At 41.9% G+C, this 24868-nt stretch carries 18 protein-coding genes and 2 rRNA genes (1 of these 20 only partly in view); 19 read left to right on the top strand and 1 reads right to left on the bottom strand.

The genetic code is table 11. The annotated features are described in order from the left end of the window. The 3 genes from VEIT17_RS00240 to VEIT17_RS00250 all read left to right on the top strand — a co-directional run. Nucleotides 1–92 (top strand): 23S ribosomal RNA (locus VEIT17_RS00240); it begins 2843 nt to the left of the window's first position. Nucleotides 93–166: 74 nt separating this feature from the next. Then, nucleotides 167–283: ribosomal RNA gene (gene rrf, locus VEIT17_RS00245) — 5S ribosomal RNA — on the top strand. A gap of 613 nt (nucleotides 284–896) precedes the next feature. Beyond that, nucleotides 897–1787 carry a pirin family protein gene (locus tag VEIT17_RS00250; protein WP_178884078.1) on the top strand — a complete coding sequence of 297 codons (891 nt, stop codon included), beginning with the start codon at nucleotides 897–899 and terminating at the stop codon, nucleotides 1785–1787. A 74-nt stretch (nucleotides 1788–1861) separates the two neighbouring features. Here VEIT17_RS00250 and VEIT17_RS00255 read toward each other — a convergent pair whose 3' ends face one another. Then, a complete protein-coding gene (locus VEIT17_RS00255; RefSeq protein ID WP_060924150.1) occupies nucleotides 1862–2137 on the bottom strand; it encodes a helix-turn-helix domain-containing protein in 276 nt (91 codons plus the stop codon). 467 nt (nucleotides 2138–2604) lie between these two features. On the opposite strand from VEIT17_RS00255, the gene VEIT17_RS00260 reads away from it, so the two are divergent. The 16 genes from VEIT17_RS00260 to VEIT17_RS00335 all read left to right on the top strand — a co-directional run bounded on the left by VEIT17_RS00260 (nucleotide 2605) and on the right by VEIT17_RS00335 (nucleotide 24798). Continuing rightward, a complete protein-coding gene (locus tag VEIT17_RS00260; protein ID WP_060924152.1) occupies nucleotides 2605–2964 on the top strand; it encodes a CGGC domain-containing protein in 360 nt (119 codons plus the stop codon). 118 nt (nucleotides 2965–3082) lie between these two features. Beyond that, nucleotides 3083–4213: a M48 family metallopeptidase gene (locus VEIT17_RS00265; RefSeq protein WP_178884080.1), complete on the top strand. Its 1131-nt coding sequence runs from the start codon at nucleotides 3083–3085 to the stop codon at nucleotides 4211–4213. 636 nt (nucleotides 4214–4849) lie between these two features. Continuing rightward, nucleotides 4850–5461: a MotA/TolQ/ExbB proton channel family protein gene (locus VEIT17_RS00270; RefSeq protein WP_005376405.1), complete on the top strand. Its 612-nt coding sequence runs from the start codon at nucleotides 4850–4852 to the stop codon at nucleotides 5459–5461. Further along, entirely contained in the window at nucleotides 5458–5862 is a 405-nt protein-coding gene (locus tag VEIT17_RS00275; RefSeq protein WP_119208825.1) for an ExbD/TolR family protein, read from the top strand. The genes VEIT17_RS00270 and VEIT17_RS00275 overlap by 4 nt, the downstream gene beginning before the upstream one ends. A gap of 4 nt (nucleotides 5863–5866) precedes the next feature. Next, nucleotides 5867–6610 carry an energy transducer TonB gene (locus tag VEIT17_RS00280; protein WP_178884082.1) on the top strand — a complete coding sequence of 248 codons (744 nt, stop codon included), beginning with the start codon at nucleotides 5867–5869 and terminating at the stop codon, nucleotides 6608–6610. 165 nt (nucleotides 6611–6775) lie between these two features. Next, nucleotides 6776–8710: a TonB-dependent receptor gene (locus tag VEIT17_RS00285; RefSeq protein WP_178884084.1), complete on the top strand. Its 1935-nt coding sequence runs from the start codon at nucleotides 6776–6778 to the stop codon at nucleotides 8708–8710. A 133-nt stretch (nucleotides 8711–8843) separates the two neighbouring features. Then, nucleotides 8844–10829, top strand: a complete 1986-nt coding sequence (locus VEIT17_RS00290; RefSeq protein WP_178884086.1) for a TonB-dependent receptor plug domain-containing protein — start codon at nucleotides 8844–8846, stop codon at nucleotides 10827–10829. Nucleotides 10830–10872: 43 nt separating this feature from the next. Further along, on the top strand, nucleotides 10873–11826 hold the full coding sequence (locus VEIT17_RS00295; protein WP_178884088.1) for an ABC transporter substrate-binding protein: 954 nt from the start codon (nucleotides 10873–10875) through the stop codon (nucleotides 11824–11826). Beyond that, on the top strand, nucleotides 11819–12856 hold the full coding sequence (locus VEIT17_RS00300) for a FecCD family ABC transporter permease (RefSeq protein ID WP_155086809.1): 1038 nt from the start codon (nucleotides 11819–11821) through the stop codon (nucleotides 12854–12856). The genes VEIT17_RS00295 and VEIT17_RS00300 overlap by 8 nt, the downstream gene beginning before the upstream one ends. Further along, nucleotides 12856–13701, top strand: coding sequence for an ABC transporter ATP-binding protein (locus VEIT17_RS00305; RefSeq protein ID WP_155086810.1), 846 nt, complete (start codon nucleotides 12856–12858; stop codon nucleotides 13699–13701). The genes VEIT17_RS00300 and VEIT17_RS00305 overlap by 1 nt, the downstream gene beginning before the upstream one ends. Nucleotides 13702–13779: 78 nt before the next feature. Further along, a complete protein-coding gene (locus tag VEIT17_RS00310) occupies nucleotides 13780–14709 on the top strand; it encodes a magnesium chelatase ATPase subunit I (RefSeq protein ID WP_155086811.1) in 930 nt (309 codons plus the stop codon). A 2-nt stretch (nucleotides 14710–14711) separates the two neighbouring features. Continuing rightward, nucleotides 14712–16712, top strand: a complete 2001-nt coding sequence (locus VEIT17_RS00315) for a VWA domain-containing protein (RefSeq protein WP_178884090.1) — start codon at nucleotides 14712–14714, stop codon at nucleotides 16710–16712. 3 nt (nucleotides 16713–16715) lie between these two features. Continuing rightward, nucleotides 16716–20339 (top strand): cobaltochelatase subunit CobN, encoded by a 3624-nt coding sequence (gene cobN / locus VEIT17_RS00320; RefSeq protein WP_178884092.1) that lies wholly within the window; start codon nucleotides 16716–16718, stop codon nucleotides 20337–20339. Nucleotide 20340: 1 nt separating this feature from the next. Continuing rightward, nucleotides 20341–21252: an ABC transporter substrate-binding protein gene (locus tag VEIT17_RS00325; RefSeq protein ID WP_178884094.1), complete on the top strand. Its 912-nt coding sequence runs from the start codon at nucleotides 20341–20343 to the stop codon at nucleotides 21250–21252. 23 nt (nucleotides 21253–21275) lie between these two features. Further along, nucleotides 21276–23144 (top strand): TonB-dependent receptor plug domain-containing protein, encoded by a 1869-nt coding sequence (locus tag VEIT17_RS00330; protein WP_178884096.1) that lies wholly within the window; start codon nucleotides 21276–21278, stop codon nucleotides 23142–23144. Nucleotides 23145–23481: 337 nt separating this feature from the next. Further along, nucleotides 23482–24798, top strand: a complete 1317-nt coding sequence (locus VEIT17_RS00335; protein ID WP_178884098.1) for a pyridoxal phosphate-dependent aminotransferase — start codon at nucleotides 23482–23484, stop codon at nucleotides 24796–24798. Nucleotides 24799–24868: the final 70 nt, after the last annotated feature.

Here is a 24868-nt window from a genome sequence, read left to right on the forward strand (position 1 = left end):
ATCCCATGTAGACGACATGGTTGATAGGCCAGGTGTGGAAGAGCCGTGAGGTTTGGAGCTGACTGGTACTAATAGATTGAGGGCTTTACTTAAACAAACATTAAGCAGAATGTGCAACAAATATATATAACTTCTATGTGGTTTTCAGAGTACAAACTCTGACAGATTCAGTGGCGATGGCTATGAGGATCCACCTGTTCCCATCTCGAACACAGTAGTTAAGCTCATAAACGCCGAAAGTACTTGGCTGGAGACGGCCTGGGAGGATAGGAAGCCGCTGATTGACTAAAAGAAAAAGGTCTACCTAAAGGTAGGCCTTTTTCTTTTTGCTAGTCTTCGACTAGCTAATCCTACTAGAGCCGTCTACAGCCAAGATTGTAGAGGTATTATCTAACTAAGTGTCCGTGTCAGACGGAGCTGGGAAGGGTAGGGTGTGAGGCCACAGAGGAGCATAGCGACGCATGGGGGCCACACATCACTTTCTTCCGAACGTAAGATTTACCGAGCTGCGAAGCAGAGAAGGGAAATCCACAGTGAGGATTGATAGGAAGTCGCGGCTAGTGGTAGGAGGCAAATCATATCCATCCAGTAACGCGGTGCGAAGCACCAATGTTACTGAACCGTACAAGTGTTGAGCATCTTCAAATACTTGTAATCAATCGATACTGCGGTGCGCAGCACCTATGGTATCGCATCGTAAACTAGTTGAGTAGCTCGAAACTTATGTAAATTACTATTGTAATATCCCACCTCTTGACATATTGAAAAAATTAGATATAATGGAGTTAAGATATATGAATGGTTATTCATATATCATTTAAATATTAAGAGAAAAGCACTATTAATATGTGCCAAGTACTATTAATATAAGCCAAATAGGATTAAGAGGTGATAGAATGAATCCTGTAAGAACAATTGAAAGAATTATTAAAGCTCCTGATATTCATTGGGTAGGCACTGGATTTAGAGTACGTCAGTACTTCCCTGATAGCGATGAGTCACCTATGCTTGATCGTATGTCTCCATTTTTGTTACTCAACTATAACGAGCCATATTATTTTGAGGGCAGTCCTTTTGATACAGGTGACACTCCACATCCCCATAAAGGCTTTGAAACGGTAACATTTTCTTTTTCCGGTTCCATTGAACATAAAGATGCAGCTGGTAATAGTGGTGTTATTCATTCTGGTGATGTGCAATGGATGACTGCCGCTAGTGGTATTTTGCACAAAGAATTTCATGAAAAAGAATATGCAAAGCGGGGACGTTTGTTCCATGCTTTACAATTATGGGTAAATCTACCTGAATGTCATAAAAATGATGCACCTTCATATCAATATATACCTGCTACCACAATGGGGCGGTATCAATCTCTTGATGAAACAATCGATGCCATCGTTTACACAGGTGCTTTCAGACATATAACAGGTCCTGCTAAATCCCATACACCGATGAATATTTACAAATTAAAACTTCAACCTAATTCATGGATCTCTATTTCTGAGAATATGACTTGGAATACAGGCTTCCTTGTGATTAATGGTACAGGTAGTGCCAATGGTGAAAGCATAGAATTTGGAGACTTTGTACTTTTCAACAATGATGGAGAGCGTTTTGAGGTAGAGTCTGGTGATGAAGGTCTTGAAATCTTCGTTCTCGCTGGAGAACCACTCAATGAACCAGTGGTAAAACAAGGATCATTTGTTATGACAAATAAAACAGAGCTTCTCCTCGCTTATGGGGAATACATAAACGGTAAATTTGGCCGCGAAGAAGATATTATGTAATACGTAAATCTTACTCTACAAGAAAAGATATAAACCCCCTATAAGTCACGTTAACTAGCTTATAGGGGGCCTTTTTATACTAAACTAATCTTCACTTGTTTATCTAAGGCAAATGCAATTTTACACATAGTACTTAGACTTGTATTGGCACCTTTCTCAATACGTGCAATTGTAGACTGCGGGACACCAGATTTCTTAGCTAAATCACGTTGTGTTAATCCTGCAGCCTCTCGTGCTTTTAAAACAGCTACTGCATTTTCTAATTTAGCTTTTTCTTCTAAATAAGCTTCTAAAAATTCTGGATTATTTCTGTCTTTTTCAAATATATTATCTAAGGTTTTTATTGGCATAATATTCCTCCTCAAATTCTGATTTTATCTGTTTAGCTCTTATTATTTCTTTTATGATAGCATATATGCGTTCAAATCTCAATTTTATAGTTACTGTTTATCTGAGTTCTTACCTTAACTATATAGATATGAAGGTTGTATTTTGTAGCTCAAAGATGTAATGAGTAGATTATTTTACTCTTGTAATCAGTATTCAAGTTTCAAGGTAGTTAACTATCTTCAAAGGTTTATAAAAAGAGGAAATCAAGTTGTATTATTTATTGTTATAAATTAAACGTTAGATGTTTTACTAATAGTATCTTTGTTAGATTTATTTATGAGAAATAAAGATATTAATAAGATTTCGTGATTTTAATTGTTTAGGTTAAGCTATATATAATTATCATTAATCAACGTGCTTCAGGATACGTATTTTCCTTATAGCTATGTTATACTAATTCTAATACTATATTTTCATAGGAGGTCTTATGACTAAGAAAATTGCGGTTCTCGTTAATGAGGATACAATGCAGCGCTGTTCTTGTGGCGGTTGCTTAAAAGCATTTATGAATAAAGCGGATTCCTTTGAGCGTTATGCAGATGAGGATATTGAGTTGGTAGGTTTCACCCATAGTGGTGGCGATCTTGCCAAGAAAATCGAGTCTTTCAAGAAAAAAGGTGTTACTACGGTCCATCTTTCTACGTGTACGCGTGGTAAGAATGAAAATTATGAAAGCATCGCAGAGCAGTGTGCTGAGGCAGGCTTTGATGTAGTGGGTTATACCCATGGTGGTGCTGTTTCTAAAGATGGTAAAGAAGCGGTAGTACTTTCAGCTAAAGATGAATGATTGTTCCATTATTCATTCTATATTTACGATGAAGATTTACTATATTCATAGTGTGTAAATGTTAGAGTACTATTTTCATTAATTATGATATGGTTATATCATTTGAAAGGTTGAGAGAATGAACAAGAAAATTACAGCAACTACATTATCTGTAGCGATGGCTGCGACAATGGCGCCTGCTATTATGCAAACTGCTCCAGTGAATGCTGCATCTAGTGCAGTACAAACATTGGCGGGTGGTGCTGTTGCTATGGCTTATGTATCTACTGCATTAAATAAAATGGATAACTCCGAACAAGGCCAACAAGAAAGCTTGGCACGTACTAAGGAGAAAACTGGTTACTTGAACGATAGTGCAGCGCAAGCACGTGTAAATCGCATTATGAAAACGTTAGAGGCTTCTCCTAGCGTAAAACGTTCTTACGTTGTCTATGCAAACCCTGATACAGAGTTTAATGCTTTTGCAACGCTTGGTCGCGTTATGTCTATTAATAAAGGTGCTTTGGATACCCTTGATGATGATCAATTGGCTTATGTAATGGCCCATGAAATTGCTCATGGTGAGCATAAAGATATTATCAATGGCGCTAAAAAGCAAATTGGCCTTTCTACAGCAGTCGGTATTGCAGCTGGTGGTAGTGAAGGGGCAGCGTTATTATCTAATGTAGCGGGCAACTACTTGTCTAATCAAGTATTTACAATGAGTCAAGAAAAAGCAGCCGATGAACTAGGCTTCAAGATTTTAAGCGAATCTCCTTATAATGTGGGCGGTGCAGCTGGTTCTATGGCGGTACTTCGCAACAAAGTTGGGGAACACTATCGTGAAGGGCTTTCACAAGTAGTGGCACCGAACAATCATCCTAAGTTAACAGACCGTGTGAACAATAATATTGCTCGCATGTACACATATTCTGGAAACCACGTAAACGTGTCTAAAGGCGCAGTTTACGTAAACGGTGATAATATCTATAGCCCAGCAGGTAGCGGCCGTTATACAGGGGAAGAACGTGCGTATTACATGGCTGGTAAATTAGCGCGCTTGTATCATAATGGTCAAATTCAGCCAGGTGGTGCATCTTATGATGGACCTACTGTTACAGTGGCAGGTCGTTCTATTGTCACAACTCCTAACGCTGATGTGGCCCTTATGGTTGCTACCAATTTGAATAATTCCTTTGTGAAAGCAGCGGGTCCTGCGAAAGGCAAACAAGCAGCAAAACCTAATAAGAAAAAATCTAGTAAGAAATAATAGAGTTCGCTTATAAAGATAAAATGGATTGTACTACCATATTGGACGAGGTATTTATACAATAGATCAAGTGGTGTATACAAGATAGTGTATTGATAGGCAAGATATTGTTTATGTATCATTATTTCGTAGCGAGAGGATGCACATACATAAGTTTTATTATGATGATATAACGGTGTCATAGGATAGTTTAAACGAATGGTTATGCAGGTATGAATAATATTCATAAAATTGTATAGAATTAATAAATATGTACTTGATAGAGGTGTTATGTTAACCCTCTTAGTATGCTAAGAAGTTAGATAATATCTGTATAGGCAGTCTATAGAAAACATTTCTATAGACTGCTTTTTTTATATGTATTGAGAGCAGATAAATAATTTTTAGCATGAGAATTATTAGTGTTTTTATATAATAGACAAATGTATGTATTCAATAGAGGAATTAGTAATTATAAGAATACATACCGTAAAATAGCATACCTGTACAGGGTATAGGTTTATTGTGCTACGTATTTGTTTATGAAATAATAAAATAACTTAGTGTTAATCGTAATATAACGATTAATACAGATTGGATTTGTGTTTTATACGCAGTAGAGTACAAATTTATAATTATAAGTTTGAGGAGGTTATTATGGAGTATGCAATTCATCTTTTTAATGCGGGTGGCGTAGTCATGTATCCGCTAGTTTTATTTATGTTGGCAGCATGTACGATTTTATTTGAGCGAATTCGTATGTATCGTCGCATTGACAGTGAAATTCAACAATTGTCGTCTAGCATTGAAGCCGGTCGTAATGCGAATGATTGGATTGCATTAGAACAAGCGATTAAGAATAATGATGATGCACTTAGTCAATTTGTAACACCGATTGTAGATTCCGTATATAACTTTGAAGGCTTGGAAAATCGCCTTCACGATGTAGTAGGTTACATGGATGAACGTTTAAAACGCGGCCTTAACTGGCTCAGCATGATGGTTACTATGGCTCCATTGCTTGGTTTATTGGGAACTGTAGTTGGTATGATTCGCTCCTTTGCGGCTGTTGGTGGCGATATCGGTGCCCCTACCGTTATTACTGGTGGTGTATCCGAAGCGTTGATTGCAACGGCAACTGGGCTTTCAGTAGCCATCGTAGCATTAGCTATCCATAGCTGGTGCACAAGTAAAGTAAATTATGATATTGCAAAATTGGAACAACGTTTAGGTTCTATCTTGGATTTATATATTAGGAGTCAACGATGAAACGTAGTTCAGTAGGGATACAAAAAGAACCTACCATCATGATTATACCTATGATTGATATTGTATTTTTCTTGCTCGTATTTTTCATGATGAGTACGTTATATATGAATACAGAGGAACAAATTCCGCTCAATTTGCCAAAGGCCTCTGCATCAACGGCAAAAACGATTGAGCCGATTACGATTTCACTCACAGCTACTCATAAGATGTATTTGAACGAACGTGAAATTAGACCTGATGATTTGGGCAATGAAATTCAAGCTATTGTTGCGAAGGAACCACAACAGGCTTTTATCGTCCGTGCATCTGAAGATATTGCGTATAAGGATGTTATTAGCATTTTGGATAATCTAAAGATGAGTGGTGCTCGGTTTGTTAGCGTAGCGACAGAACGGAAGTGATCATATGGTGAGTAAACGATATGGCATTCCTTTCGTAGCTGCATTGGTGGTCAATTTAGCATACTGGGGTGTTGTAGGTGATTTGTTCGGTCATATAAAACCACCAGAAACGCCAAAGAAAGATTTGGTTATCAATCTTGACATGGTGCAACCGGAACCTCCTGAGCAGGAGAAGAAACAGCAAGAGAAAATTGTCTCTGATGATAAAGAAAATGCTGCGGGCGGTAAGTCGGGTAGTGTATTACCGGACTTATCGGGAAAACCGACACCGGGCTTGCAAAATCTTAACCCTTATCTAGGTGGCAATGAAGCGGCTAGTGTAAATCTACATGGGAATACAGATAATCCAGTGGGTATTCCAGGTGATGGCGATACAACAGGTCCAGGTGGTGGCCCCGTTGGCAATGGTGGTAAAGCAAATGACGGCCCTGGTACACAGAGCGGCAATTCTGGGACTAGTGATACGGAAGGTTCGGGATACTTTGATGTTTCCGGTTATCGTGCTAGTTTAGATGCTAATAAAGTCATGCCAGCACAAGCTGTACGAAGAGGTATTACAGGGACAGTCACTATTAGGGTTTATTTTGATGGCGAAGGTAATTATGTAAGGGCTGAAATTGAGGGGAGTAGCGGCTCTAGCCTTCTTGATAATGATGCCCTTGCCCTTGCAGCTAGGTCAGGTGGGGCTACCAATACAACTGGTGAGCCTAAATCAGATGTTTTTTATATAAGATATGAATTTGAATAATGATTATATTTGGAATGAGCCTAAATTAAATTAAATGAATTACAGTTTATGTAGTGGGGATGAGAGTGTTCATATCCCCTACAACCAAATTCCCACTGTAGTTCAGAGGCTACAAATTAACAGAATTAACATAGTTTTAATAAAACATATAGGGTGATAAATGAAATGAATAAACGTGTATATGTGGCCACAATGATGGCGTTACTTAGTATGAGTGTAAATGGTTATGCGGTAGATATGACAACTAATCAGAATCAAGAGTCGTCCAATGTAATCAATGTAACCGCCAATCGCACAGCCCTCCTAGATTTGGACACACCTGTAGCGATGAATATAATTACACCTGAGGAGTTAAAAAATACTGGTGCTACCACTGCTTTTGATGCGGTGGCGACCGTACCAGGGGTAACAATAAATTCTTATGGTGCTGGCGGTGCCGATTTTGGTGGCATGGATAGCCGTACGAATATTCGAGGCCTTGACCGTGGTGCCCTTGTTCTTGTAAATGGCGTGCCTATGAACCTCAATGGCAAAGGTGGACTCGGCTCTATTCCTACGAGTGCCATAAAACGTATCGAAGTAGTGAAAGGAGCTGCTTCTACATTGTATGGTGCAGAGGCATTAGGTGGCGTTATTAATGTTATTACTAAGACTCCATCTACAGAGGGTGGCTCTGCTACGGTTGCCGTAGGTAATCGTGGGTCTAAACGTTTTGATGTGTCATACGGTACAGATAAATTCATCGTTGGTATCGATAGAAAATATTGGGGTACACAGGATCCATCCACACCGATTCGCTACGACTATGCAGGTACTAAACACTACGATTACTATAGTACTCGCAACAAGGGCAATTCGTTGGGGCTCTTTATGAGTGGTAAGCTTTCAGATAAGGTAACATTGAATTTTAATCGTGCTGAAAGTAAATCGTCCTTTGGTCTAATCAGTACGGAAACAAATCCGGTTAATCAAGCAAGACATTCTACGACGTATCATTATAAGGATGATCGCAATAATGCTTCCTTAATTTATAAGGACAAGGGTACTACAGGAACCTTGTTCTATAATGACCGTACGATGCGTGGTACGAGCCGGGTGCACAATACGTCCCAAGCTAAGGCAACTGAAACAAGCTATCGCGCACGTCAATATGGATTTGATGTACAGCATGAATGGGATTTTAGAGATGGTAAGGACTATTTAATCGCAGGTGTTACAGGTAAACAAGAAACCTATCATGCAACGGCTGTTCCTGTGTACATTCATCCTAAACGCAATAGTTATGCTGTGTATGGTAGTTATTCTTATGAAATTAACCCTAAATGGACATCCATTTTGGGCTTGCGTTACACCGTAATCGATGACCCAATCAAGGATCAACATGTGTTGACCCCTCAATTCCAATTGTTGCACTCTATTAATAAACAATCCTCCATGTATGTGAACATAGGGAAAGCTTTTACAATGCCTAGTTTGAGCGATACATTCCGTAGCGTTAGCCGTCGGTATACAGCGGTAAGCAGTAAAAACCTCAAACCAGAAGAAGGTTGGAACTATGAAATTGGGTACAAGCGGATTAACAAAAAGGATGATTGGAAGGTTGATGTGTTCTATATGGATTTCAAAAACTTCTTCCAATGGCAACCGGATGCAAATGGTCGACCTTTGGTGCGCGTAAATGGCGGGAAATTCCGCAACGTGGGCATCGAAGCTGAATATGGTAGACGTTTATCCGACCGCCTCAAATGGAACGTGAGTGGTTCCTATTCTAATCCACGACAAAAGGAAATGAATGAAACTTATTGGAAACAAGCGGCTCCTAAGTTACAGTTTACAACCGGCATTCGTTATGAAAGCCCAACCTGGGAAGCTGGTACATCCTTTAGCTTTGTTACCAAACGTTTGCGCAATCGTGATGGTGGCTTAAATCCTAATATTGCCCTTTGGAATGCGTATGTAGGTTATCATTTCAACAAGGATGCAACACTTCGTCTCGATGCTCGTAACTTGTTAGACCGTCATAACGTTATCACTAATGGGGATTATGAATACTGGGGAGACCCATTTACATATGAATTGAGTTATACACAAAAATTCTAATATTTATTTATAGAGACTTATATAAAATCCAGTACTAATAGGGGGTATGGGTTTTGTGCAGTCCTTTTAAGTGTGTAATAATACAATTATGTAGTTTTTATGAATAATTAGTGTGTATTACGAGGGATTTGTTATGAACAATCTTAAGAAACGACGGACTTCTGTACTTATAGGATTGGCTTTGATGGGATTATCTGTGCATGCATATGCAGTGGATGTAACGGCTGCCACAGATACTCCTACTACGGTAGCATCTACTGAAGCAAATGGCGCATCTGAAAGTCATGTCATTAATGTAACAGCAAATCGCATGGCTCTTTTAGATTTAGATACGCCGGCAGCGATGGATGTTATTACGGACAAAGATATCATGAATAGCGGTGCTAAAAATGCCTTTGATGCGGTGAACATGGTGCCTGGTATTACATCTTTCTCCTATGGTGCATCTGGTCTTGAATATGGGGCTATGGATAGCCGTGTGAATATCCGTGGCCTTGAACGGGGATCCTTGATTCTCATGAATGGGGTACCGATGAACCTCAATGGCAAGGGCGGCCTTAGTTCTATTCCGACTAGCTCTATTGAACGCATTGAAGTATTAAAAGGTGCGGCCTCTGCTTTATATGGTTCTGATGCGATGAGTGGTGTTATCAATGTAATTACTAAGACTCCAAGTAAAGAAGGGGGCTCTGCTACGGTAGGTTTTGGTAATATGGGGCGCCAAACTTATAAAATTAACTATGGCACGCCTCGCTTCTTAATTGGTGTGGAACGTAACTTCTTTGGTGCTCAAGATCCAGAAACCCCTATTCGCTCCGATATCGGTGCTTATGCTAGGGGCTATGAATATTATACAGCTCGTAACAAAGGGAATTCCTTAGGTGTATTTATGAGCGGTAAATTAAATGATAAGTTGACTTTGAACTTTAGCCGTTTTGAAGGTAATTCTTCTTTTGGACAGTTGAGTACAGAAACGAATCCTATTAAGCAAAAGCTTCACTCTACAACATATGCTTATAAAGATACTAAAAATAATGCGTCTTTAGTTTATAAAGATGGCAATACTACAGGTACAATCTTCTACAATGATAGAGATTTGTATGGTAAAAGTCGCATACATAGCAAAAAGACATATACGTTGAGTGATAACAACTATATTGCTCGACAATATGGTTTCGATGTGCAACATGAATGGGACTTCCGCGGTGGCAAGGACTATTTCATTGCAGGTGTACTTGGTAAACGCGAAACATATCGCACTACATCTGGTCCATACTATGGAAATCCACATCGCAATAGTTATGCCATTTATGGTACATACTCCTATCAAATCAATCCTAAATGGACTAGTATTTTAGGCTTGCGTTATTCGGATATTAAAGACCCTGTGAAAAATCAACGCGTATTGATTCCTCAGTTCCAATTAGAACATCGTATTAACAAGGAATCATCCATGTACATAAATGCTGGTAAAGCCTTTAGAATGCCGAACTTAAGCGATACTTTCAAGAAAATTAATAAAGGCTATGCCTCTGTTAGTGGACGTAATTTGAAACCTGAAGAAGGTTGGAATTACGAATTAGGCTATAAACACATTACTAACAAAGATAGCTGGAAAGTAGCGCTCTTCTATATGGACTTTAAAAACTTCTTCTCTTGGAAGCCAGATAGCAATGGTAAAAACACGATTCGCGTAAACGGTGGTCGCTATAGAAATGTCGGTATCGAAGCCCAATATGGTCGTAAATTAACAGATCACTTAAAAATGACTGTGGGTGCATCGTATTCTAATCCAAAACAACGAGAAATCGATAAGACCTATTGGAAACAAGCAAATCCAAAATTACAATTTACAGGAGGCATCCATTATACAAGTCCAAAATGGACAGCTGGTTCTAGCCTTAACTTTGTCACAAAACGGATGAAGAACCGCGATGGTGGAACAAATCCAAATCTCGTAGCTTGGAATGCATACGTAGGCTATCAGTTCAATGAAAACTCATCCTTGCGGCTAGATGCACGTAACTTGTTAAACCGTCATAATGTTATTTCAAACGGCGACTGGGAATACTGGGATGAACCATTTAATTACCAACTTAGCTATACTCAAAAATTCTAGTCTTTATGTAATCACTAATTAGAACTATACAAGGAGTATCATCATGAACAAGAAAATTGGATTTTTCATATGTTTGATGATACTCCTTTGTGTATGTTTAACAGGTTGTGGACCTCAATCTGAGGATGGCGTAACACCATATATTCGCTATGTTGACAGTCATGATGGCGTTCAAGTTGCTGTTCCAGAGCATCCAAAACGGATTTTATCACTGTCTTCTGCGTTCGACACAATTTTACTAGGACTTATAGAACCAGAACGTTTAGTAGGCATTAATAAATTGTCTACCTATGAGGAATATTCGCTAGAGGCAAAGCGCGCAAAGCTGGTAAAACCAGTGTTGAGTTCGTATCCTTTGGAGAAAATCATAGCCTTGAAACCGGATCTTGTTATAGCACCAGATTATATATCGGCTGATGTTATCTATGGCTTACGGCACATGGGTATAGCCACTGTTGTGGTACCTACCCCTTCTACGGTGGACGGAGTGATTCAGAATGTGATGGATATTGCTCATGTTATCGGCGAAGATGAAAAGGGTAGCTTTTACATTCGGAAGATTCATCGTGAAATAGATGAAATAAAGCACCTAGGAGAATCTATTCCAATTGAGCAGCGCAAGACGGTTCTCTTTGTATCATCTATGGACGGATATACGGGAACAGGAAGCCTTTTTGATGATATGTGTCACTATATGAGTATCTATAATGCACCTGATAGGATTGGCTTACCACCACGAATACCCTTTGGGGAGGAACGGGTGATAGCCATGAATCCAGACTATATTTTTATTCCTTCCTATAAGGGAATGGACAAGAATTTGGCGGATCGATATTTACTAAATCCAGCCTTTCAAAATTTGCCGGCTATACGTGAGAACCGTGTTAAGCCATTACCGGCAGCTTATTTATATACTATGAATCAGCATATTGGCGAAGCGATGCTCGCCATCATGCATACTGTATATCCTCAGTTAGAAAGGAATTCTCATGACTAAAGAGAAGCAACGAATCATGGCAATTATTCTAATTGGGGTATTGCTATGTATTGTGAGTCTATTGGCACTCCACGTAGGAACTATCATGATTCCTATCGGTGGCGGTGTACAAAGTATTTTAAATGGTATGGGCTTACCTGTGAATTTTACGGAGCCTATTACAGCTGAACAAGAGGCCGTATTATGGTTTATCCGCATGCCGCGCCTCATTATAGGCCTACTCGTAGGCGGTGCATTGGCGCTAGCTGGCGCCGTTATGCAAGGTGTTTTCTCCAATCCACTGGCGGACCCAGGTATTATGGGCGTTTCCGCAGGGGCATCTCTCGGTGCAGTTATCGCCATCGCCCTTGGTGTAACATCTCTTGGCATGTTTTACATGCCTGCCTTTGCCTTCGTAGGAGCCTTTGTATCTGTTGGGATTACTATATTGTTAACATGGCGTAATAACAAGCTCGATACGACCACCTTGTTGCTTGCTGGTGTAGCTGTTAGTATGCTGCTCGGTGCTTTCACATCGGGCATTTTGACTATGATTAATGAATACCGCTTGCGTGAATTCCTATTTTGGATGGTGGGTGGACTTGATTTTCGTCGCTGGGACCACGTTCTACTAGCGGTGGGGCCTATCATGACGGGCAGCGTTATATTAATGATGCTCGGTCGTCATCTGAATGTACTCGTTCTCGGCGATACAGAGGCGCGTGCCTTGGGTTTGCCTGTTATGGTGTATCGCATGCTATTCCTGTTTTTGGCATCTGTCGTTACTGCTACTGCGGTGTGCGTCAGTGGTTCCATTGGCTTTGTTGGCCTTGTAGTACCGCATATTGTGCGTCTTTTGGTGGGACCTGACCATCGCCTATTATTGCCTATGGCAGCTGTGGGTGGGGCGCTTTTCCTCGTGTTCTGTGATACCTTAGGTCGCGTTATTGCTCAGCCAGTTGAGATTCGCGTAGGTATTATGACAGCGATCTTAGGGGCACCGTATTTCTTATATTTACTTCATCGCTTGCGTAGTAAAGGAGGGGCCTAATGAAACTAGATGTTCAATCTCTATCCGTTACGTTAGGGGAAAACACTATTCTAAAGGATGCATCCTTCTCTATTGATAGTGGTGAGTTCGTTGGTATTATCGGACCTAATGGCTCTGGTAAAACAACGTTGTTAAAAGCATTGCGTGGCCTTTATCCTACATCTGGTGGAGATGTTTTGTGGGATGGTAAAAGCATCTCTTCTTTGAGCGACAAGGAAATCGCTCATCATGTGGCGTATATGCAACAGTCTGTAAATGTTTCCTTCGATTATGAAGCTATCGATATTGTGATGACCGCTCGTTATCCTTATTTGAAATGGTGGGAACAAGAAGGCCCTGAAGATAAGGTTATCGTTGAACAGGCTATGAAAGAGGTAGGCGTTTATCATCTGCGGAATCGTTCTGTACAATCTTTGAGTGGTGGTGAACGACAACGGGTATTCTTGGCTAAGGCTTTGGCACAACAAACAGAGGTGCTATTGCTTGATGAGCCGACGGCGGCCCTCGATTTAGTGTACGCCGATGATATTTTCCATGAAGGTCGTCGATTATGCGATGAAGGAAAAACGATTTTAATCGTAGTTCATGATTTAGAACTAGCTGCTAAATACTGTACTAAGCTCGTCCTAGTTAGCGATGGTCATATCATCGATGTAGGTACGCCAAGAGAAGTATTGACTGCGGATAACTTACGAGCCGCATTCCATCTATCAGCTGCAGTCTATGACGATCCGTACTTTAAACAACAACGTATCTTTGTATTCCCTAAGGGAACTACGGATATTGAGGAATATAAACAGACAAATGCTAGCGGCACAATGTCTATCGATCCACACCTGAAATAGATATAGGGCTGCCTATGGATAGGTCCGCACATTTCCTGTTTATCTCTATATATTGCTATTCCGAATGAGGTCAGGCTTATGTTATATCCATTTACTGCTATTGTTGGTCAAGAAGAAATGAAATTGGCCCTTTTACTGAATGCTATCAATCCATCCATTGGTGGTGTCTTAATCGAAGGTGAAAAGGGCACAGCAAAGTCCACAGCTGTACGTGCACTGGCGAGCCTTTTACCTCCTATGGAAGAAAGTGCTTCGGCCATGACCGTTGTGGAGTTGCCTATTAATGCTACAGAGGATCGTGTTGTGGGGTCTATTAACTTAGAGAAGGCCTTACAAGAAGGGGTAAAAGCCTTTGAACCAGGTATTTTACAAGCAGCACATCAAAATATTCTCTATGTAGATGAGGTTAATCTCTTGGATGACCATATTGTAGATATCTTACTAGATGTAGCGGCAATGGGCGTGAATACGGTGGAACGGGAAGGGGTAAGCCATTCTCATCCATCTCGATTCATTCTCGTAGGAACCATGAACCCTGAAGAGGGGGACCTTAGACCACAGCTATTAGACCGTTTTGGTTTATCTGTTATGGTTTGTGGTGAGCAAGATCCAGCACAGCGTATGGATGTTATCAAGCGACGTCTAACCTTTGGGGACAATCCCGCAGAATTCGTGGATACCTATAAGGAATCGGAACGAGCTTTGCATGAGCGCTTGTTAGAGTCTCGTAAGCTATTACCAACTATTATCCCCTCTGATGATATTCTCCTCAAAATCGCTAGTATCAGTATCGGCGTTGGCGTCGATGGACATCGTCCAGATATTACGATGATGCATACGGCTCGCGCTCACGCTGCCTTTCATGGTCGCTCACACATCATAGATGACGATATTAAGGTGGCTGCAAGATTGACGTTAAAACATCGTATGCGAAGATTACCTTTTGAGGAGCAAGGTCACGATGTAGACCGCATCGATACAGTGGTATCTGCGGTACTTGAGGGATAGCTATGGATACATCTGTACAAGAGGCTCTTAAAATAGGCCTCGTAAATGACCAGATTCATAGTGTTGTTATTTCTGGTGGTACTGGTGTTGGTAAAAGCTTTTTAGTTCGTCAGTGCCTCGAGAAATGGCATATTCCGTATCGGCTTATTCCTGTGTATATAGATAACTCGCAACTACAAGAGACTATCGACTTTGAAGCGTCTCTGCAACAAGGTCAGATGGTGATGAACGCAGGTTTATTAGATGATCCGCACACGCGATGTTGGCTCCTAGATGATGGTCACGTTCTATCCCCAGAAGTGCGCCACGCCTTATTAGTGGAGGCAAAACAACGTCATATCTTGCTGATCATGACGATAAACCATGAGGATAGAACTTTAACTGACGCGGAATGGGAACTCGTCGATGTGCATGTAGCTATGGAACGAGCATCCTTGGAATCAAGGGTAGCGGTGTTACAACAAATTCGAGATGAAATTTCTTGCGTAGAGACTGTGTTACCTTTAACCGAAGCGGATGCATCTGACGTTCTAGTTAGCTTAATCGACAATAAGCGGATTTCAGCGATTGCTACACCTGATGCAATGATGTCTCTTGCCGTATCCTATGCACTTAAAGCGCATACCGTAGGTCATGGCGCAGAATATGTGTTGTTACAAGTTATGAAGTCCTTAGCTCTTCTAGAAGGCTGTTCCTATTGTAAGCCTCGTCATGCAGAATTAGCGGCGCTATATGTACTGCCACATCGTATGAAAAAGGCTGAAATACCAGAATCACAGCCATCACCAGGTGAAAATTCCAGTAGCACCAGTGAGCAAGATTGCACTCAAAGTAATGATACCTCTGATTCAATGGATTCCGATGTATCAAATGACTGTGAACAGGATGATAGTAATAGGGATGAGCTATATCCTAATGAATCAAATCCTAACGAATCAAATGCTAATGATGCAGATGATACTAATATAGATTCTGCTGAAGATGATGATGCTGATTCAAGTGAAGCTAATGGCAGTAGCAATTCCTCAGAGTCTAAAGACCAACTAAGAGATAATGCTACTAATGATATGGGCGATATATGTGACCAGCTATCTTCTTTATGTTTACCAGATACTGTTGCCCGTATAGCTAACCAATTATTCCAATGGAAACTAGAATCTTCTAAAACAGTAGACCGTCAGTATCGCAAGGGCTCAGGTCGTCGACTCATGACTAAGACAAAAGATACGAGAGGGCGCATGATTCGAGCTTATCAGGATGAAAAGGCCCTAGAGGACTTGGCGCTAGTAGACACGTTGCGAGCGGCAGCGCCGTATCAACGATTGCGGGCTGCTACTAAAATGGAACAAGAAAAGCTATCTACTCAGTCCCAGCAATTAGAGCATCAAAGCAGCAAGGGATTATCTATAGTGATAAAGCCTCAAGATTATCGCCGCAAGGCTCGGGAAAAGCGCGTTGGCGCGTATCAACTATTCGTGGTGGATGCGAGCGGTTCTATGGCGGCGCGTCATCGCATGGAGGCCACTAAAGCAGCTATTCTCAGTCTCTTGCGAGATTCTTATATCCACCGTGATTCGGTAGGGCTTATTGCGTTCCGCAAGGAGTCGGCAGAGGTATTATTGCCGTTCACGCGCAGCGTGGAGCGAGCAGAGCGACTGTTAGCCTCTATGCCTACAGGCGGTAAAACGCCATTAGCTCACGCTTTACGAATGGCCTACACCATGTGCGATAGATTGTTGCGTGCCCATCGGGCGGAACGAATTCAGATTATATGTATCACCGATGGTCGAGCTACGTCGGGTTATTCTGAGGACCCTGTAGCGGAGTCCAAGCAATGGGCTCGTATCCTTGGTACTTTGCCTGTAGATTGTATTGTTATCGACACGGAAACGGGTTTTATCAAACTAGGCCTGGCTAAAGAATTATGTAAATTGATGAATGGCAGTTATTATGCTATGGATACTATTTCGGCAGATCGTATTTTGCGCGTATCGCGGAGGTAAATCATGAGTCGGCTCATGTATATTTCTAACTTAGGAAAACAAATCCAATATATAGAAAAGGCTGTTGCCACTTACCCTGAATTGATACAGGGCGAGGTGGATATTTGCAATATGAAAAAACAGCCTCTATGGGATGCTACTTTTGAAAGTCGCCTGCGTGCTGCCGATGTAGTGCTCGTAACCAACATGGGGGTGGGCTTAGACTCGCCGTTTTTGGAACGTCTGGAACGATGGCTATATGCACATCACCCCAAGTACTGGATCGATGTAGTAGAACCTAAGAAAACAGATATTCTCTATCGCAATATAGATGTAGACCAGCGGACTCTTCTTGAAAGCTATCGCCGCACTAGTGGTGTCATGAACTATGTGCGCCTTATTAACGGAGCTTTCAGTACGAAACCGACATCAGAATGGGATAAACCTGACCACATTCCGTGGCAAGCCATTATGGGCCGCGATGGAAATATCTATGAAACCTATGATGAGTTTATGGATGCCGAAGGCAATCGGGATTGGCCATCCATAGCGGTGTATTTCTATCGCGATGAATGGATTATGGGGGATATTTACTATCAGCAGGCCTTGTTTGAAGAGATTTATAAACATGGTTACAACCCTATTATCTTTTATGGGCAATATGGGTCCAATCCTCGGGTGGGCATTCCGAATATGAAACTGTCCATGAATTACCTGTTTGGTAAGGATGTATTCCCTTTTGATGTGCTCATCAATACTTGTAAATTCTCCTTCCAGTCCTTAGGGGCTCAAACCTTGGAGGAATTAAAGTTACAAGATTGCCCAATCATTCAAGGGTACACCATATATATGGATGAAGCGTCTTGGGCTCAGGACCCGCAAGGTGTTACGCCATTAGATGTGAATTTATCTATATCACAGCCTGAGTTAGATGGTGTTATTCAAGGCGGTGTAGTGGCTTGTCAGACCTTTGATGAGCGTGGTCACTATGTGTATTTACCTGTGAAAGAGCGCATTGCCGCCGTCGTTCAGCGAGCCATTAAATGGTCTAAGTTGCGCCATATTCCTGTATCAGAGCGAAAAATAGCTATTATTTTACATAACTATCCGCCGAAGAACTCTAATATTGGTTCTGCCGCAGGCCTTGATACACCTGAATCGGTGCTACGCTTATTGGCTCAGCTGAAGGAAGAAGGCTACCTTGTCGATACGGTGCCAGACACCAGTGCAGACTTGATGGATATGGTAACGTCCCACATGACCAATGACCGATCCATGCTTACCGATGAGTTGTTAGCCTCTGCAGAAGGTCGCTTGAGCAGTGATGACTACAAAGCGTACTTTGCTACGCTGCCAGCAGACACACAAGCTGCAATGGTTAAAGCTTGGGGGGAGGCCCCAGGAGATGTATTTGTCTACGATGATGAAGTAATCATACCGGGCTTCTCTAATGGTAATCTATGGATTACGGTGCAACCGCCGCGAGGCTTCGGAGAGAATGTATCTGCCATTTACCACGATCCATGTTTGCCACCACCGCATCAATACTTGGCGTTCTACCACTGGGTTCGGACCGTCTTTGAAGCGGATGCAGTCATTCATGTAGGTACCCATGGCTCCTTAGAATGGCTCCCAGGTAAGGGAGCAGGACTCAGTGCTAGCTGTTATCCTGAAATTGGCATCTCTAGTTTGCCAAATATTTACCCATACTGGACAACCATCATTGGAGAAGGCATACAGGCTAAGCGGCGTAGTTCAGCCTGTTTAGTGGGCCACTTGTCGCCACCGATGACGACGGCGGGTCTCTACGATGAGTTTGAAGAACTAGAAGCCTTACTCGATGAGCATAGCCACTTTGAACAGGAACATCCTGAAAGTGTGTCTGAAATTGGAGAGGTCATTCGAGAAAAAGCCTTAGCCTGCCATCTTATCGATGAAGAACAAGGACCTACGATGGAGCTAGATGCTGTTATTACGGAAGTCCACGAAAAACTAACTGATTTGAAACATATGCAGATGCGCAATGGCTTACATATTTTGGGGCAAGGACCTGAGGGGACGGATTTAGAAGAATTTATTACTGCCATCATACGAACCCCTCAAGGGGATATTGCATCGGCCTTAGAAACATTAGCTGCGGAGATGGGCTATGATTGGACGCATTTAGAGCAGCACAGTGGTGAACTCTCTGATGAGGGCACTCGTAATAGCGTAATCATTGACCGTATTTGGAATGAATTACGTACCTTTGTATCTAATGTCATGCATAACACAGATTATGAGATCGTTCCTAGTTTACAACCTTTGGCTGAGGCTATCCTTTGTGAATACATTCCTAAATTAGGTGAAACCAAGAATGAGCTCATTTCCATATCTAAAGCCTTACAAGGGACTTACGTTGAGCCAGGCCCTGGGGGTGCGCCATCGAGTGGTCAAGTAGATGTACTTCCTACAGGACGAAACTTCTATGGCTTAGATGAGCGTGCTTTACCGACGAAGATAGCGTACCAACTAGGTATAGACTTGGCAGATCAAGTCATTGCTGATTATATTTTAAATGAACAGCGCTATCCGGAGACGGTTGGCATTATCCTTTGGGCTAGTAGCAATTCTAGAAGTCACGGTCAGTGTTTAGGTGAGTTCCTCTATTTGCTAGGGGTTCGCCCTAAGTGGCAATCCAATGGCCGCATTTCTGGGTTAGAGGTTATCCCATTAGAGGAATTACAACGACCTCGTATCGACGTGATGGGCCGTATCAGTGGTCTCATTCGAGATATGATGCCTACTGCTATCAGCTGGCTCGACAAGGCGGTTGAACTGGTGGCAGACCTAGATGAACCATTAGAAGATAATTATGTGAAAAAGCATATTCACGACGATGTAGACTGGCTCGTAGAACAAGGTGAAGATCCTCTGCTAGCCACTAAGAAGGCTCGCCTTCGTATCTTCGGTGACCCGCCACAAGCCTATGGCACCGGGGTAGGCGCCTTGATAGAAGGTAAAAACTGGGAGTCCTTAAACGATATTGCGCAAGTATATAGCAAGTGGAGTAGCTTTCACCTGCACAAGGATGTGCCACAAGATATGCGGCTATTCCAACGTCGCCTCACGACTATGGATGTGACCATCAAGAATGAAGACAATCGGGAGACACATATTTTGAGTGCTGATGATTATTACAGCTATCATGGTGGGCTCATTGCGGCGGTGCGAAACGCAAAAGGCAGTGCTCCTCGCGCGTATGTGGGGGATAGCACAGATCGTAGTCGCGTCGTGATGCGGTCCTTGTCAGATGAGTTCCGCCGCGTTGTACAAGGGGAAACACAGAACCCAAAATTCATTCAAGCCATGATGAAACATGGATACAAAGGGGCATCGGACATGTCTAATGTAGTGTCTCATAGCTTTGGCTGGGATGCGACGAGCGATATAGTTCCCGATTGGGTCTATGAAGGCTATGCGAACAAGTATGCCTTAGACAAAACGGTACAAGACTGGATGCGCGACGTAAACCCTTGGGCATTACAGCGCATTGCAGAAATCTTGTTAGAAGCTGCTCAACGTGGCTATTGGGATGCAGATCAAGAGATATTACAAGATTTGCAGTCTTTATATCTTTCCATAGAAGGTGTTATAGAAGGGCGTTAGTATGAAACAAAGAATATCGATTATATGCACCATAGTCATGATGGTACTGCTGGTGGTCGGTTGTGGACCTACACAAACGGGGACGACTGGCGCTACACATCAGGTGACAGATGGTGCCGGCGTAGCCGTTACGGTGCCTAGCGAGCCTAAGCGCATCGTTCCTATCGCGGCGAGTACAGAGGATATCGTCTTATCCTTAGTTGATCCGAGCCGAGTAGCTGCTGTGGGCACTGTGGTAAACAATGTGCCTGAGGCGTCAGCTAAGGTAGAGAAACATGTGAAAGCAACTGCTGAGTCCATGCTCTCTGTACAGCCTGACTTAGTATTAGTTCCAAACTGGATGTCTCCTGATGCGATTGGGGAAATGCGGAATATGCAAATACCAGTGTATGTGTATAAGACGCCGACTACGGTAGAAGAAGCAAAAGCAGTTATTCATGAAATTGCTGGTCTTTTACATGCCTCTGATGAAACTATGATTGCTAGCATGGATGCAGATTTGAAAACTGTAGAAGACATAGCAAATAAGCATAGTGGGGAACGTCCTTTGGTGGCGTTTTACACGCAATTTGGTCTTACAGGTGGCAAAGGGTCAACCTTTGATGACATGACTAAATATCTGAAGGTAAACAATGCGGCCGCTCAATTAGGTTTAGGGCCTTTTGATAACGGGACGCGAGAGGATTTAATTAAAGCCAATCCAGATATTATTATCATTCCGTCTGTGGACTATACTTCTGATGGCACTACGCCAGCAGCGGCAGAACAGCTTTATTCTGATCCTGCGTTGCAAGGTGTTAAGGCCATCGCCAATCGTCGTGTGTTCCTCGTAGACTCCTCGCAGGTCATGAGTTATTCCCAATTCATGACTCGTGCAATGGTTTCTATGGCACAAAATATATATAGCAAGTGATTTAGTGTGTGTGGAGGTTTTTTATGAAAGTATCAAGAATGCAACGATTATCCCTATACGTAGGGTTAGCCCTCGTATTTGGTAGCACTTTGAGTGCTCCTAATGTATTAGCTGTTGAAGCTGGTGATGCGAAAGAAGCGCATACCATTGTTGTTACTGCTACACGTAGTGAACAACAGCTTTCAGAAGTGCCAGCTAGTGTAGGCATAGTAACAGGTGACGATATTCGTGAGCGCCATGCTACGAATATGAACGAAGCCTTGAACATCGTACCAGGCGTAGACATTAATACGTATGGTGGTGGCGTAGGTTACACGAACTCCAATGCATTCCGCATCAATGGGTCTGACCAAGTATTATACTTGGTAGACGGCATCAATATGGGCGCAGCTGGTGTAAACCCGCCGATGACTATTTTAAAAGATATGTCTAGCATTGATCGCGTTGAAGTACAACGTGGTGCAGGTTCTACCTTGTATGGTTCCGGTGCCATCGGTGGTGTAGTTAACGTAATCACTGCAAAACCTGAGCAAGGTGTACAAACTAAACTCCGCGTTATGGGCGGCAGCAACGACTTAGAGCAATACGCTATTACTAACGAAGGTAGCAAAAACGATTGGTACTGGCGTGTAGGCTTACAAAAAGATATCATCGGCTCCTATAAAGATGGTCATGGCGTGCGCATTCCTCAACACGGTAACAGCCATACTGCATCCTTCATGGTAGGCAATAAAATCAATGAGAAGAACGATGTGAAAGTATCTTACGATACATACCGTGGCGATGTAATGTACTCTGACCATTTAGGTGCCCTTAATCACATTCGTTATGGTAATGAAGCAAATGACTCCTTGCGTGCGATTTGGAATAATAAAATTAGCAGCCGCTGGAGCCATCAATTATACTTGATGAATAATCACTACAAAACAACATACGATGGGTACTTAACAGATGTGAAGACTCGTGGTATTGGTGATCAAGTTACGTATAAAGCAAAAGACCATACTGTAGTAGGCGGCTTTGATTGGCGTCAAGATAAAGTGGTTAACATGGGCGGCGTGAAGCTTACGAACGCATCTTACTTTATTCAAGATGAATGGAAATTTGCTCCTAAGTGGACTGTAACACCTGGTATCCGCATTGACCATCATTCCTCCTTCGGTACGCATACATCTCCATCCATCAGCCTAGGCTATGATGTAAATGCAAAAACAAATGTATATGCTGCATATAAAGAGTACTTCTTGGCACCTACACCATACCAATTATTTGATGGTTTCAATGGCAACCGCAATTTGAAACCGGAAACAGGTCATGAATTTGATTTAGGTGTACACCACAAATTCGGTAAAACATGGAATAGTAATCTTAGCTTCTTCAGCCGTAGTACGAAGGATAAAATCGGTTGGGTTATGACAAACCCTGCAGCTTTCACAGGTCAATATCGCAATTTCGATACTGAAAAAGCTCATGGCATCAACGCAGATGTGCGTAAACAATTGACTAAGCACTTGTCCGCACGTCTTGGCTATACTTATACTCATATCGATGCAACACCAACTCGCAAAGCAAACCGTGATGGATATGTACCAAAACATGCTGTTAACGCAGGTCTTGATTACAACGATGCTAAATGGGATGCTCATTTGGATATTCGCGGTATCATCAACCGTCCTGGTACAGCCGATAATGTATTCCCGCGCAAAACTTACTGGTTGGCTGACATCAGCGCAAACTACCGAGTACGCGAAAACGTAACTGTATTTGGTCGTATCAACAATATCTTTGATACTTACTATGCAGAACAATCTAGCGTTCGTTGGGGGAACCCTGGTGACTGGTGGCCAGGTCAAGGTCGTAACTTCCGCTTAGGACTTGAAGTGACTATTTAATAGTTATAAACCTTAATAATCATCATTCTGAAAGAGCCTTTCGTTAGGCTCTTTCATTTTTACATTAATATATCGTGGTATAGTAGTACAATAATATGAGATTTATTTTCAATAACCAATAAATTGGGCATATGTAAATAAGTATGTGTTATAAAACTATAGATTTTCTATAGTAAAAGCTCTATAATATTATGTATCTATATATATCTATGTATTTGTATAATATGTTTTGTGATGTATCAAATATTTCCTTGTAAAGTAAGTGTTATTGGTTACTTTCACAGTTAGTATAGCCTCCCCATCGAGGCAGTTTCTTTTTTAGAGGAGTTGGATCTGAATGAAACAACCAGAATTGTCGCCGTATATGATGGCTCGAAAGCCGTCTGGCATTCGCCTAGGACAAATTAAATTCTTGGAACGTAAGAACCCACCAATTTTGGTGAATGGTTCTATTGGTAATGTAATGCGTCCTATGCATCCCGCCATGCAGCGTCGGTTGTTCGATTTGGGCGGTGTGAATAGTCCATTCCATAATGGTATTGTGCCATACGTACCAACTACGGGGACTGATGAATGTCGCGAAGCATTCCTTCACATTTTACGCAGCCAAGGTTTCGATACAACTGGTCTTGATGTACTCGTAACAGATGGTGCATCCATGGCGATGGAAATCATCATGCTTGGCGTATGTGGCGGTGCTGGTGAAGAGGAACGCCCTCTTTTAATGTTCAACCCATCTTATACAAACTATGATGCAGTAGGTCTTCGTATCGGTCGTAAAACAGTCACTGTTGAGCGTGAGCTTAACGAAAATGGCGAGTTTGAATTGCCATCCGTTGAAACTGTTGAACAACGCATTATCGATACAAAACCGGGTGCGTTGCTCATCATTCCTTACGATAACCCAACAGGTCAATTATTCAGTAAAGAAACGTTGATTGAATATGCAAAATTATGTGTTAAACATAATTTGTGGATTATTTCTGACGAAGCGTACCGCGAATTGGCTTACGAAAAAGGGAAAGAAACATCTAGTATCTGGGCTTTAACCGATAAGGATGTGCCTGGCATTGAAGGCCGTCGTATCAGCCTTGAAACGGCTAGTAAGGTATGGAATGCTTGTGGTCTACGCATTGGCGCCATCATTACAGATAATAAATTGTGCTATGAAAAATCTGTAGCTGAATATACAGCGAACCTTAGTGCTAATACACTAGGCCAATATATCTTTGGTGCTTTGGCTCATGAAAGCCACGCAGAGCTTCATAACTGGTATGAGCAACAACGGGACTACTACCGTAAGATGATTTTTGAACTCTATGAAGGTTTTAAAGAGGTAGAACCTGATTTCATCGTATCTCGTCCAGAAGCGTCTATTTACTTTGTTATTGACGTACGGAAGGTAGCAAAACCTGGCTTTGACGGTGTAGAATTTGCCTCTTGGTGTGCTGAACATGGTGCAGTAAGCCTTGATGACGGTAAAGAGTATACACTTCTCATGGCTCCACTCAATGGTTTCTACAGTGGTAAAAAAGGCGAAGATAATCCAGGCAGAACGCAATTGCGCGTATCATTCTGTGAAAATCCAGAGCTATTGCGCTTGGCGCCTGAATTACTATCTAAACTATTCAGAGCTTACGAAGCACAACGATAGAAGAAGTATAATTCTAATATAATAGATGCCCTCCTTTTGGAGGGCATTTTTAGTTGAATTATTATTACCA

The sequence above is a fragment of the Veillonella nakazawae genome (genome assembly GCF_013393365.1).
In the GTDB taxonomy this organism is placed as follows: Bacteria; Bacillota; Negativicutes; order Veillonellales; family Veillonellaceae; genus Veillonella; species Veillonella nakazawae.